Origin of the sequence: Bacteroides xylanisolvens (assembly GCF_018289135.1) — a bacterium.
Taxonomy (GTDB): domain Bacteria; phylum Bacteroidota; class Bacteroidia; order Bacteroidales; family Bacteroidaceae; genus Bacteroides; species Bacteroides xylanisolvens.
Genome location: NZ_CP072216.1, coordinates 2,751,253 through 2,764,478 on the forward strand (window position 1 = coordinate 2,751,253; position 13,226 = coordinate 2,764,478).

General features: G+C 43.2%; 8 protein-coding genes. 6 read left to right on the forward strand and 2 right to left on the reverse strand.

Features of this window, described 5'->3' with window-relative positions; translation table 11 throughout:
- Positions 1-113 precede the first annotated feature (113 nt).
- Positions 114-1,781, reverse strand: a complete 1,668-nt coding sequence (locus tag INE92_RS11820; RefSeq protein WP_203462761.1) for an ISL3 family transposase — start codon at positions 1,779-1,781, stop codon at positions 114-116.
- 574 nt (positions 1,782-2,355) lie between these two features.
- On the opposite strand from INE92_RS11820, the gene INE92_RS11825 reads away from it, so the two are divergent.
- The 4 genes from INE92_RS11825 (at position 2,356) to INE92_RS11840 (ending at position 6,951) form a co-directional block, all read left to right on the forward strand.
- Positions 2,356-2,730 (forward strand): hypothetical protein, encoded by a 375-nt coding sequence (locus tag INE92_RS11825; RefSeq protein WP_008641868.1) that lies wholly within the window; start codon positions 2,356-2,358, stop codon positions 2,728-2,730.
- Positions 2,724-3,056 carry an IS66 family insertion sequence element accessory protein TnpB gene (tnpB, locus tag INE92_RS11830; RefSeq protein ID WP_004316244.1) on the forward strand — a complete coding sequence of 111 codons (333 nt, stop codon included), beginning with the start codon at positions 2,724-2,726 and terminating at the stop codon, positions 3,054-3,056. The genes INE92_RS11825 and tnpB overlap by 7 nt, the downstream gene beginning before the upstream one ends.
- Positions 3,057-3,163: 107 nt before the next feature.
- Positions 3,164-4,933 (forward strand): IS66 family transposase, encoded by a 1,770-nt coding sequence (gene tnpC / locus INE92_RS11835; RefSeq protein WP_151928351.1) that lies wholly within the window; start codon positions 3,164-3,166, stop codon positions 4,931-4,933.
- A 461-nt stretch (positions 4,934-5,394) separates the two neighbouring features.
- On the forward strand, positions 5,395-6,951 hold the full coding sequence (locus tag INE92_RS11840) for an ATP-binding protein (RefSeq protein WP_004315119.1): 1,557 nt from the start codon (positions 5,395-5,397) through the stop codon (positions 6,949-6,951).
- Positions 6,952-6,961: 10 nt separating this feature from the next.
- Here the strand turns inward: INE92_RS11840 and INE92_RS11845 are convergent, their stop codons facing one another.
- On the reverse strand, positions 6,962-8,164 hold the full coding sequence (locus INE92_RS11845; RefSeq protein ID WP_015531534.1) for a hypothetical protein: 1,203 nt from the start codon (positions 8,162-8,164) through the stop codon (positions 6,962-6,964).
- 162 nt (positions 8,165-8,326) lie between these two features.
- Between INE92_RS11845 and INE92_RS11850 the strand changes: the two genes are divergently transcribed.
- On the forward strand, positions 8,327-9,505 hold the full coding sequence (locus INE92_RS11850; RefSeq protein WP_004311727.1) for an ATP-binding protein: 1,179 nt from the start codon (positions 8,327-8,329) through the stop codon (positions 9,503-9,505).
- A 32-nt stretch (positions 9,506-9,537) separates the two neighbouring features.
- Positions 9,538-13,086 (forward strand): pyruvate:ferredoxin (flavodoxin) oxidoreductase, encoded by a 3,549-nt coding sequence (nifJ, locus tag INE92_RS11855; RefSeq protein ID WP_061448592.1) that lies wholly within the window; start codon positions 9,538-9,540, stop codon positions 13,084-13,086.
- Positions 13,087-13,226: the final 140 nt, after the last annotated feature.

Genomic DNA, 13,226 nt, shown 5'->3' on the forward strand with positions numbered 1-13,226 from the left:
ACTTATTTGTTTCAAAACAGTATAAAAAAGAATGAAACGGTGCAGAAATGAACGAAAGTTTTTCCTACTATAAAGTTGAAAAAGGTTCTTCGTCAAATTTGGTGGTACTTCTTCTATTGTGAATAAAGAATCTTGGCTCTCAGTAGTTTGCTTCCTGCCCTATTGTACATCTGCCTTTTTACCGCTTTAATTTTATTCACTGTCCCCTCCAGTAATCCGTTACTGAAGGGGATATCAATAGCTGCCTGTACTGCCTCCCAGTCTTTTTCAATACCATATGCAAAGTTCGTCAGTGCCATATTCCGTGTTGCCTTCGCTTTTTCAATCCACTTTCTAATATCCTTATCATAAGTGTTCCCATTAATCATATCTCTGAAATTCTGACACACGCTTAAGAGTTCTTTAATCTGTGGTGAGGACTTATATAGTTCCGCTAGTTTAGGATTATCCGATTCTCCCTTTAGAATGTATTTGCGTATCTGATTCTGTGAAACTCTCTGTGTTTTACTTCCGTTTTCAATGCTCTCATTATGCTCCTTGACTTCCTTCCTCTTTTGTTGATACATTTTTCGCAAGCTGGATGTTATCCTTCCAATAAGTGCGCCACTGATTTTACTCCCCATTTTTTGTGCCAATATTTTTCGGGTAATACAGCCCGCACTAATGATTGTAGCCAGTTCGGATACATATTTAAGAGCTGTCTTCTGTTGCTCATTCAAGTATGCCCCTATTCTCCTGTTGTGAATGAGCTTATAAATGTAGCGACTTTTCTTGCCCAAATGCGCGGCTGTCTGCTCAATGGTCATCCCCTGCATTTTTAAGTTCAGGCTTTCCCTGTATATCTTCAATTTTTCTCTGTGTCGGACATCTCCCATGTTAAATATGTCCTGAAGAATTAACGAAGAAGCCGTGTCTCTGTCAGGATATTCGTATTTGAGCTTTTGCTTGGTCTGACGAATCATTTTCTCTATTTCCGGTATCATCGTGTCCGTCATATTCTTGGTTAGATGGAACCGGTCGCAGATTTGTGTAACACCAGGGGTTATTCTGTTTATAGCCTCTGTGAAACATCTTCCACGGTCTCTCGTTATATATTGTATTTGAGGATTCCGGGTGAGCCAGTTATCAAGCGCTTCTCCGTTTCTATCCTCTAACAAAGCAATAGGCATGTGTGTCATCTGGTCTACGACCACACTCATATAATCCTTACCTTTTTTATAGGCAAAATCATCAATACCTACATAAATACTTTTATTATGCATAGGATTATGTTGCCCGCACTGTTGTAGGATGCGTAAGCAGGAAGAGCTACTGGCCGTTATATGGAACAGCTGCAAAAGAGAAGAGGCCTTTCGGGAAGTAAGTTCCAAGCTTATCGATCTGATGCGTTCCTCAACAAGATAGCTCCGTCTACCATACCGACGAGCCAGAAAAGACAACGGTTCGCAGAATATTTTTCGCGGACAAGAAACATTTTCGCAATAATATTTGCCAACCTTTATGACTAACTCCAAAGTATGACCGTAAACTTCAAGATCCTGAATATGACGGGAGTAATAACTGTGTAATCGGTGACTGAAATGTCCGCAATAAGGACAGGAAGCCCCCTTGCCAGCCGTATGTAAAAAGACCGTCAATGAACCAACAGCTTCAGAGATACCATCTTGTTGCAGATTATCGTAGCCAGGACTGAATCTGAAATCATGGAATAATCCCCTATTTGTAGGAGGATTTTCTTTTTTTGATGTATATTTGTACGTTGTAGATATGGCTTGTTGCATTGTAACTCTTAATGATGTGGTGTCTTTAAAGTTACTAAAAAGCAAACATATCTACAACTTTTTATAGGATTAAGAAAGAAGAAGAGGAAAACCATCGAAATAAAAAAGAGATTACCACCAAATTTGACGAAGAACCTTGAAAAACATAAAAACATCTGCCACCTGCAACCAAACGCATGTAATACAGTAGTTAATAAGTAGTTAGAACGTGGCAGATACCTGTGGCAGATAGGTTGCAGATAAAGTATCTGCAACACGTTATATAATCAAAGAAAAAGCCTTGATTCCTTTATGCAAAGCTATGGGATAATTGGGATCACTCTATGGAGAAATGACAGTGTCTCTACGGGGAAACGACAGTATCCTTACCTAGAAACTGTAGTGTCCCGCCTTAGAAACTCTCGTTTCCTGCCGTGGAAACTGTAATTTCTAATGCCGGAAACGACAGTTCCCCGCCTGGAAACGGGAAGTTAATGTATACAATAAACTTTTGCACTGTAAGCACTCATTGTATGGCTCTTGTTTATCCTATCAGTCAGTTTTACCTTTGCACAGAACTTAAAATTTTATTCTTATGGACTCTACTGATTGTTTTTTAGAGATTCTTTCTGCTTATCAGTCATCCGACAGTGGTTGCCAAGTCTCTCTTTTGGAGTATTGCCATCGTTTTGGCGTTGATTATTATAAATTCCTTGGCTGGTATCGTCATTACAAGTGTCAATTAACTAACCCCACTTCCCCTTCCGGTATGCAGCTGACTCCTATTCATGTGAACGGTTCCCCCTCCGGTCATTCACGTTGTACATTATCTCCCAAATCTGTCAAATCGGACAACTTTGAGATTGTTTCGTTTCGTCTAAAACTGGGCAACGGAGTTGAGATCCGAAAATGTAACACTAATCTTGAGAGCATAACAGCTCTGCTTCAAAACCTGGGAACATTATGTTAGGGCTGAATCCCAGCATGCGCTTCTACCTGTGCGAAGGTCCGGTAGATATGCGAAAAGGTATTTTCACCCTTGCCGAACTGGTACGCAAGATTATGGGCAAAGAGCCCTCCACAGGGGACATTTTCATCTTTTTGAGTAAGGACCGGCGGAACATCAAAATCCTTCATCATGATACAGGGGGATACGTGCTTTATTGGAAGAAGCTGGACAAAGACCGTTTCCTCCTGCCTGTTTTCTGCAAGGCCAGTCATCGTTATGAAATCGGTTGGGAGAAACTCGTGGTTCTGCTCCAGGGTACTGTCCGCAAAGAATTACTCGTAGGGTAGTACGAGGTTACAGAAGAATCGATTGTATGCGGTTATATATCTGACTATCAATATATTAATATATTAAAAGTCTTGCATAAGTCAGTTTTTTTTTGTATATTTGCGACATGGAAGACAAGGAAACGATCAACGTATTAATCGCCCAGCTACTGTCAAAGGATGATGAGATCCTGCGGCTTCGAAACCTGCTTGACGACTTGCAGCGTGAACAGCAGTCGGGTAATATGCAGATCCTGTCTAAACTTGACAGGGCACTTGAGGAACTGAAAAGCATGAGACATGACAACAAGGCGCTTTCCAACCGTCTTTCCCGGGCCCTTGAGGCCAAGTCAGCCGCAGAAGAGAAAATACAGGAGCTTTCCAGTGCCCTTGAAGCGCTCGAGAATACGCGTGCTGATGAGCTTTATGAGATTGCCAGACAGAAACGGCAGTTATACGGGCGTAAATCCGAGAAGAAATCTTCCTTGTCCGCAACGAAGCAAAAAGACCTCAAAGAGGATAAGGATGATTTTGACGGCTCCGCTCCTTCGGCTCCGGTTGAAGACTTGGAGCAGAAAGCTGCGGAATCAGCCTCTTCTGAGGCCGCTCCCCGGCCTGAATCCCCTTCCTGCCGTAAGGATTATGGCAAGCAGTCCACCGGTGCGGAGAATGTGGTGGTACATTACTGTGATGAATCGGATATCCCTTCGGGTGCACGCAAGATAGGCATACGTGAATGGATTCAATACTCGATTCAACATCAAGTGGTCAAACATGTATTCAAACTTGTACGGCTGGTGGATACACAGGGAAACATCTCGAACTATTATCAGCCTACAGACAAAAATGATACCCGCAGACCGTTTGAGAACGTCCTTGAAGGATATCCTGTGGATTTTGAACTGATGGCCCGCATTTTGGTTGACAAATACCAGTACGGTTTGTCTCTTGAACGGGTCGTAGACCGTCTCAAGGATGCCGGTGCACGTTTCAACACCTCTACCGTTTTGGCTTGGATAAAGAGGCACATGAAGGAGTTGTGCAAGCTTGAGGAACCTTTCCGGCAGTTGCTTCTCACACCCGGAAGCATGCTGTTCAGTGATGAGACTACCGAACAGGTCAGAGTGTACAACCAGCAGAAGGGTAAGTATGAATACCGTAAACAATACATTTGGGGAATAAAGAATCCCGACCGGAAAATAGCTTATTATCTGTATGACAACGGCAGCCGTAGCATGAAGGTCGCCCAAAAGTTCTTCGCAGGCTTCCGGGGAAGTGTCACCACCGACGGCTACAATGTCTATAAAATGTTTGAACGGGAAGATTCCTCAATAACACGGTACGGATGTATGGCACACGTCAGGCGAAAGTTTGTCGATGCATTACAGACCGACCATCGGTCTGCAGACATAATCAACCTGATATCAAACCTATACTGGGTGGAGGCGGATTGCAGAATTAATCTTCTCTCCGAAGATGAACGCAGGATGGAACGTCAGAAGAGGGCAATTCCTATATTGGCAGAAATATGGCAGATGATAAAACCCGTTTTTGATCAAACACGCGGGGATACAGCCAACCTTTTTCTAAAAGCGGTCAGATATGCTGTCAATGAATGGGAAGCAGTATCGCGTTATGTACAAAATGGAAAGGCGGAAATTGATAATAATACGGCCGAGAGGATGATGAAGCCCATTTGTATGGGAAGAAAGAATTATCTGTTTTGCGGATCGGAACTAGGGGCAAAGAATGCTTCTATGTTATACTCAATTATTGAAACATGTAAGATGAATGGATTAAGGCCGGTGAAATATATAGCGGAAATTTTAACTAAATTAACGGCAGGAGAAACAAATTACATGTCACTATTACCTATCAACAATAATAAAGAATACTAATTATTGGATAAAGAGATGCTATATACTCCACTACAGAGTATAGAAAAAGGGACAGCCATACAATGAGTGCTTACTTTTGCACTCATGGAGAATTAGTTTATGTAAGGTTTATACTGTGTTGCAGATACTTTATCTGCAACCTATCTGTCGCAGGTATCTGCCACGTTCTAACTACTTATTAACTACTGTATTACATGCGTTTGGTTGCAGGTGGCAGATGTTTTCATGTTTTTTCAACTTTATAGAGGAGGATTACGCATTAAAATTAGGGTCACAACCGTAAGTCATAAAACAAATTCACCTCTGTGTCCTCCGTGTCCTCTGTGGTGAAAACCGTGCAAGAATGAGCTAAATGATAATTTTCCAGTTAAACAAAATTATAACGCCCGTTCTTTGAGATATTGAAAACGAAATATTACGAAAATAATGATTATCTTTGAACCACTAAAAGGAAAATAACAATGAATGACCTGCTTCGTAAACTCCCTATCGGGATACAGACCTTTGAGAAACTTCGTAAGGGCGATTATCTATATGTAGATAAAACAGAGCTTGTATGGAAAATAGCTTATACATCTACTCCATACTTCCTGAGTCGTCCACGCCGTTTTGGTAAAAGTCTTCTTCTCTCTACCTTTGAAGCCTACTTTGAAGGAAAGAAAGAACTCTTCGAAGGGCTTGCCATTGAAAAACTGGAAACGAAATGGGAAAAGCATCCTGTGCTGCATCTGGATTTAAATGCCGAGAAGTACGATTCCCCAGAAAGACTTTATGATATCCTCAGCCGTCAACTCACCTTATGGGAAATCCAATATGGCAAAGGAATAGACGAGAACACTCTTTCCGGTCGTTTCTCCGGCGTCATCCGTCGTGCCTACGAACAAACCGGTAGCAGCGTCGTAGTTCTGGTAGACGAATACGACAAACCTCTATTGCAAGCTTTAGGCAATGATGTCTTACTGGATGAATACCGTAAAACTCTGAAAGCCTTTTACGGAGTATTGAAAAGTGCCGACCGCTACCTACGTTTCGTCTTCCTCACAGGAGTAACGAAATTCTCACAAGTAAGTGTATTCAGTGACCTCAACCAATTGCAGGACATCACTTTATGGCCCGATTACGGAACCCTTTGCGGCATCACTCTTCAAGAATTATTGGATACCTTCCAGCCGGAAATCAAGATACTGGCAGCCAATAATTCCATTTCTTATGATGACGCGGTACAACGAATGACACGTCTCTACGATGGCTATCATTTTTGCATTAATTCAGTAGGTATCTTCAACCCGTTCAGTGTACTGAATGTCCTGAAATCAAAAGTGTTCGACAATTACTGGTTCCAGACCGGCACACCGACTTTCCTCGTCGAGATGCTGCAAGAAACCGAATACGACCTGCGTACTTTGCTTGACGGGATCGAAGCACCGTCTTCCATGTTCTCCGAATATCGTGTAGATTCCAATAATCCGATTCCGTTAATTTACCAAAGTGGCTATCTGACGATAAAAGATTTCGATAGGGAATTTGGTAACTATCTATTGCAATTTCCTAATGATGAAGTCCGCTACGGCTTCATTAATTTCCTGGTTCCATTTTACACCGGAGTGAGAAACAGTGACCAAGGATTTTACATCGGCAAGTTTGTACAAGAACTTCGTTCGGGAGACTACGATGCCTTTCTTACCCGCCTGCAAGCCTTCTTTGCCGATTTCACCTACGAATTGAACGAGCAGACAGAGCGTCACTACCAAGTAGTTTTCTATATTGTCTTCAAACTTATGGGACAGTTCACCGATGCCGAAGTACGCAGCGCCCGCGGTCGTGCAGATGCCGTAGTGAAAACACCTAAATATATCTATGTCTTCGAATTCAAGCTGCATGACACAGCAGAAGCGGCATTGAAGCAGATCGACGATAAAGGCTATCTGATACCGTATCAGGCAGACGGACGTGAAGTGATAAAGATCGGGGTAGAGTTCAGTGCGGAAAAACGCAATATCAGTCGCTGGCTGGTGTGAACAGATAAAGTTAAATATTATCAGGAGTTACCCATATCCATGCGCGATAGCAACTTCTCCTATGAACAGGAACCAAAGGTAAATAACCGGAGTACACTCTACCTTCCCTGATTTCCAACGGATAAGTTGCGGACATTCGTTCATGTTCCTGCAAGGCTTCACCTTCCGAAGGATGATAATCAATCACAAAACGCCCTGTTGAACCAGAACGTACATAACGGTCATATAAAAAACGCGCAACAACTCCCATATTCATGCGCAGATTAATTTCCACACAGGGATGAATCCGAAAAACCGGCTTTTCATTTTCCGGAAACCGACAAATCATCATATCAACCCCAAGATAACCTTTATAAACGGTTCCTACCAACGCAGAAAGTCTATATTTCAAACAGTTCTCCAAATCCGTCAGAACCTTTGAAGGGACATATTGCGAAAGTTGTTTCCAGATTGCCTCATTAGAAAGCAAACGATTCCCTTCATACATTCCACTCTTTCCGGTATGGAAGAGGGAATATCCCATAAATGTCACTTCACCTGTACCATCGGAATAAAACTCCATGGCAAAGTCTTCTACCTTATTATATATAGGTTCCGCAATGATTCCACCCTGCGAAGCAGCCACACGCGTACACCAACCGGATATAAAAGGAGTAAATATGCCTTTACACCAGTTCAAGCCTTTACCGCTTCCCGAAAGCGGAGCTTTCAACAGGCAGCATTCCCGCTCTTCCACAAAGGTTTTCCATTCTTCTTGTGTCTTCAAATAATAAGATTCTCCGCAGAAATATTCATTCAGTTGTAATTCCGGAAGCAATGAGACGGCTTTAGAACGATGGGAGTATTCCCGCAGACCGTTTAATTGCTCCATAGAAGGCAACAGGGCTTCATCCACGCCCAGCCCTGAAAGCCGTTTCCGCAAAGCTACATCCCACCCCCAAGGACGAATATCCAAATCCGGTCCGACAGCAAGTTCCGGTTCAGTCATCAAATGAATCGAAACTCCCAGCAATTCCTGCATTTGCTTCAAATAATCCAGATTATAAGCGGAAGAAGCTAATACAGCACTCCCCTCCTCTGCATACCACATCGGAAGCAAAGCCAACTCGGAAGCCATACGTCTGGCCGAAGCTGGAGCCATATAATTAGTTTCACCGCTGGCCAACGCCAAGTCATGTTCCGGATTGAATATATAAAGAGCCTTTTTTGTCATTTCAAATGAATTCAAAACTTTATTCTGCAAATATATACAGGAAATAGTCAGGAATGACTACAATAAACAGAAAGTTGGAATTAAACACACAATTTTGCCATCTCTACTTTGCAAATCCTAAAAAAAGCAGTATATTTGCCACCCGAAAAACAAAGAACTGAAATGGAATCATTCTACCGCACACACGCCTACCTCGTTGAGCACACCAATGCCCCCGTTCGCCGCGATCTTATGGACGAGATCGATTGGAGCGACCGCCTGATTGGTATCAAAGGGACACGTGGCGTAGGAAAAACCACTTTCCTTCTCCAATACGCCAAAGAGAAATTCGGGAACGACCGTTCCTGTCTGTTCATCAACATGAACAACTTCTATTTCTCGGGCCACAGCATTGTAGACTTCGCCAACGAATTTCAGAAACGTGGCGGAAAAGTATTGTTGATCGACCAGGTGTTCAAACATCCGGAATGGAGCAAAGAGTTACGCATGTGTTACGACCGTTTTCCTAACCTGAAAATTGTCTTCACCGGCTCGTCCGTGATGCGACTGAAAGAAGAAAATCTTGAATTACGTGATATCGCCAAGAGCTATAACCTGCGTGGATTCTCTTTCCGTGAATTCCTAAACTTGCAAACAGGCATGAAATTCAGGGCATACAGTCTCGAAGAAATTCTTAGCACTCACGAACAGATTGCCAAAGGAGTACTCTCCAAAGTCCGTCCGTTGGATTATTTCCAGGATTATCTGCACCACGGCTTCTATCCGTTCTTCCTCGAAAAGCGTAACTTTTCGGAGAATCTGCTGAAAACGATGAACATGATGGTGGAAGTAGATATACTTCTCATCAAACAAATTGAACTGAAATATCTTTCAAAGATAAAAAAATTACTATATTTGCTCGCTGTCGACGGGCCGAAAGCTCCAAATGTGAGCCAACTAGCAAGCGACATACAGACATCTCGCGCCACGGTGATGAACTATATCAAGTATCTGGCAGATGCGCGACTCATTAATCTGGTTTATCCGAAAGGGGAAGAATTCCCTAAAAAACCTTCAAAGATAATGATGCACAACTCCAACCTGATGTATTCCATCTATCCGGTGAAAGTGGAAGAGCAGGATGTGCTCGACACATTCTTTGCAAATTCTTTATGGAAAGACCATAAGGTACATAAAGGAGATAAAAACGTCTCTTTTATGGTGGACGAAGTAATGCCGTTCAAAATTTGCCAGGAAGGCGCAAAGATCAAGAACAATCCGAATGTAACGTACGCGTTGCATAAGGCTGAAATAGGTCGGGGCAACCAGATACCTCTCTGGATGTTCGGCTTTTTATATTAAAAGATTTATTTACTTAAATATTTAATTTAGTTATGACTAAACAGAAGAAATTCATCACTTGTGATGGTAACCAGGCTGCAGCGCATATCTCGTATATGTTCTCTGAAGTAGCAGCTATCTACCCCATCACTCCTTCTTCGACTATGGCTGAGTACGTAGACGAATGGGCTGCCGCAGGACGTAAGAACATCTTCGGCGAAACAGTATTAGTACAGGAAATGCAATCTGAAGGTGGTGCTGCCGGTGCAGTTCACGGTTCTCTTCAGGCTGGTGCGTTGACTACTACTTACACTGCTTCCCAGGGTCTTCTCCTGATGATCCCTAACATGTACAAAATTGCCGGTGAGTTCTTGCCTTGCGTATTCCATGTATCTGCTCGTACATTGGCTTCTCACGCATTGTGTATCTTCGGTGACCACCAAGACGTAATGTCAGCTCGTCAGACTGGCTTTGCTATGTTGGCTGAAGGCTCTGTACAGGAAGTTATGGATTTGGCTGGTGTTGCTCACTTGGCTACCATCAAATCTCGCGTTCCGTTCATGAACTTCTTCGATGGTTTCCGTACATCTCACGAAATCCAAAAGATTGAAATGTTGGAAAATGATGATCTTGCTCCGCTGATCGACCAAGAAGCTTTGGCTGAATTCCGTGCCCGCGCACTGAACCCGATGAAACCGGTAGCTCGTGGTATGGCTGAAAATCCTGACCATTTCTTCCAACATCGTGAATCATGCAACAACTACTATGAAGCAGTTCCTGCTATCGTAGAAGAATACATGAATGAAATTTCTAAGATCACAGGTCGTAAATACGGTTTGTTCGATTACTATGGTGCAGAAGATGCAGAACGCGTAATTATCGCTATGGGTTCTGTAACAGAAGCTGCCCGCGAAGCTATCGACTACCTGGTAGCAAACGGCGAAAAAGTGGGTATGGTTGCCGTACACCTGTATCGTCCGTTCTCTGCTAAACACTTCTTGGCTGCTGTACCTAAGACTGCTAAGACTATCGCAGTTCTTGACCGTACTAAAGAACCGGGTGCTAACGGTGAACCTCTTTACCTTGACGTTAAAGACTGCTTCTACGGTGCAGAAAATGCTCCGGTTATCGTTGGCGGTCGCTACGGTTTGGGTTCAAAAGATACTACTCCTGCTCAAATCCTTTCAGTATTCGAAAACTTGGCTATGCCAATGCCGAAGAACCACTTCACTATCGGTATCGTAGACGACGTTACTTTCACTTCTCTTCCTCAAAAAGAAGAAATCGCTTTAGGCGGCGAAGGTATGTTCGAAGCTAAATTCTACGGTTTGGGTGCTGACGGTACAGTAGGTGCTAACAAGAACTCTGTAAAGATTATCGGTGACAACACTGACAAACACTGCCAGGCTTACTTCTCTTATGACTCTAAGAAGTCGGGCGGTTTCACTTGTTCTCACTTGCGTTTCGGTGACAATCCAATCCGTTCTACTTATCTGGTAAATACTCCGAACTTCGTTGCTTGTCACGTTCAGGCTTACCTGCACATGTACGATGTAACTCGTGGTTTGCGTAAGAACGGTTCTTTCTTGCTGAACACAATCTGGGAAGGTGAAGAACTGGCTAAGAACCTGCCTAACAAGGTTAAGAAATATTTTGCACAGAACAACATTTCTGTATACTATATCAACGCAACACAAATTGCACTGGAAATTGGTTTGGGTAACCGTACCAACACAATCCTTCAATCTGCATTCTTCCGTATCACAGGCGTTATTCCTGTAGACCAAGCTGTTGAGCAGATGAAGAAATTCATCGTTAAGTCTTACGGCAAGAAGGGTGAAGACGTTGTTAACAAGAACTATGCTGCCGTTGACCGTGGTGGTGAATACAAGACTTTGGCTGTTGATCCTGCTTGGGCTAACCTTCCGGATGACGCAAAAGCTGAAAACAACGATCCTGCATTCATCAACGAAGTAGTTCGTCCGATCAATGCACAAGACGGTGACTTGTTGCCGGTATCTGCATTCAAGGGTATCGAAGACGGTACTTGGTATCAAGGTACTGCTAAATACGAAAAACGTGGTGTAGCTGCATTCGTTCCTGAATGGAATCCGGAAAACTGTATCCAGTGTAACAAGTGTGCATACGTTTGCCCTCACGCTTCTATCCGTCCGTTCGTACTCGACGCTGAAGAGCAGAAGGGTGCTAAGTTCGAACAACTGAAAGCTGTAGGTAAAGCATTCGACGGTATGACATTCCGTATCCAGGTGGACGTTCTCGACTGTCTGGGTTGCGGTAACTGTGCTGACATCTGTCCGGGTAATCCGAAGAAGGGTGGCAAAGCATTGACAATGAAACACCTCGAAAGCCAATTGGCTCAAGCTGAAAACTGGACTTACTGTGCTGAAAACGTGAAGACTAAACAACATCTTGTTGATATCAAGGCTAACGTGAAGAACTCACAGTTCGCTACTCCGTTGTTTGAGTTCTCCGGCGCTTGCTCTGGTTGTGGTGAAACTCCGTACGTGAAATTGATTTCTCAATTGTTCGGTGACCGTGAAATGGTTGCTAACGCTACCGGATGTTCTTCTATCTACTCTGGTTCTGTTCCTTCTACTCCGTATACTACAAACGAAAACGGACACGGTCCTGCTTGGGCTAACTCACTGTTCGAAGACTTCTGTGAATTCGGTTTGGGTATGGAACTGGCTAACGAAAAGATGCGTGCTCGTCTCGTGAAAGTGATGAACGAGGCTATTGCTGCTGATTGCACTCCTGCTGAAGTAAAAGAACTGTTCGCTGAATGGATCAACAATATGCTGGATGCGGACAAGACTAAGGAATTGGCTGCTAAGATCATTCCGGTTGTTGAAGCTAACAAGGATAAATGTAACCACTGCAAACAAATCGCTGAACTGCAACAATATCTTGTAAAACGCAGCCAGTGGATCATTGGTGGTGACGGTGCTTCTTACGATATCGGTTACGGTGGTCTTGACCATGTAATCGCTTCCGGTAAGGACGTTAACATCCTCGTTCTGGATACTGAAGTTTACTCTAACACAGGTGGTCAGTCTTCTAAAGCTACTCCGGTAGGTGCTATCGCTAAGTTCGCTGCTGCTGGTAAGCGCGTACGTAAGAAAGACCTCGGTCTGATGGCTACTACTTACGGTTATGTATATGTTGCACAGATCGCTATGGGTGCTGACCAAGCTCAAACTCTGAAAGCTATCCGTGAAGCTGAAGCATATCCGGGACCATCTTTGATTATCGCTTATGCTCCATGTATCAACCACGGTCTGAAAGCAGGTATGGGTAAGAGCCAAGAAGAAGAAGAAAAAGCTGTTAAGTGCGGTTACTGGCACTTGTGGCGTTACAACCCGGCTTTGGAAGAAGAAGGCAAGAACCCATTCCAATTGGATAGCAAAGAACCGAACTGGGAAGATTTCCAAGGTTTCTTGAAGGGTGAAGTTCGTTACGCTTCTGTAATGAAACAATATCCTGCTGAAGCTGAAGAACTGTTCAAAGCTGCTGAAGAAAACGCTAAATGGCGTTACAACAGCTACAAACGTTTGGCTAGAGAAAACTGGGGTGCTGAATAATAGTAATACCCTATAAATATAAAACGGTAATCTTGTAGAAGATTACCGTTTTTTTATTGTATGAACTCTGTCTAACATAAACAATACTCCCTTTTTCCCACTAGAGTTCATGTCTATTTTATATTTAAAATTAAAAATAA

Bases quoted from the DNA above. Each gene is read 5' to 3' on its own strand.
- tnpC (WP_151928351.1), top strand. From the start codon at position 3,164: ATGGAAGACAAGGAAACGATCAACGTATTAATCGCCCAGCTACTGTCA.
- tnpB (WP_004316244.1), top strand. From the start codon at position 2,724: ATGTTAGGGCTGAATCCCAGCATGCGCTTCTACCTGTGCGAAGGTCCG.
- INE92_RS11850 (WP_004311727.1), top strand. From the start codon at position 8,327: ATGGAATCATTCTACCGCACACACGCCTACCTCGTTGAGCACACCAAT.
- INE92_RS11825 (WP_008641868.1), top strand. From the start codon at position 2,356: ATGGACTCTACTGATTGTTTTTTAGAGATTCTTTCTGCTTATCAGTCA.
- INE92_RS11840 (WP_004315119.1), top strand. From the start codon at position 5,395: ATGAATGACCTGCTTCGTAAACTCCCTATCGGGATACAGACCTTTGAG.
- nifJ (WP_061448592.1), top strand. From the start codon at position 9,538: ATGACTAAACAGAAGAAATTCATCACTTGTGATGGTAACCAGGCTGCA.
- INE92_RS11820 (WP_203462761.1), bottom strand. From the start codon at position 1,781: ATGCAACAAGCCATATCTACAACGTACAAATATACATCAAAAAAAGAA.
- INE92_RS11845 (WP_015531534.1), bottom strand. From the start codon at position 8,164: ATGACAAAAAAGGCTCTTTATATATTCAATCCGGAACATGACTTGGCG.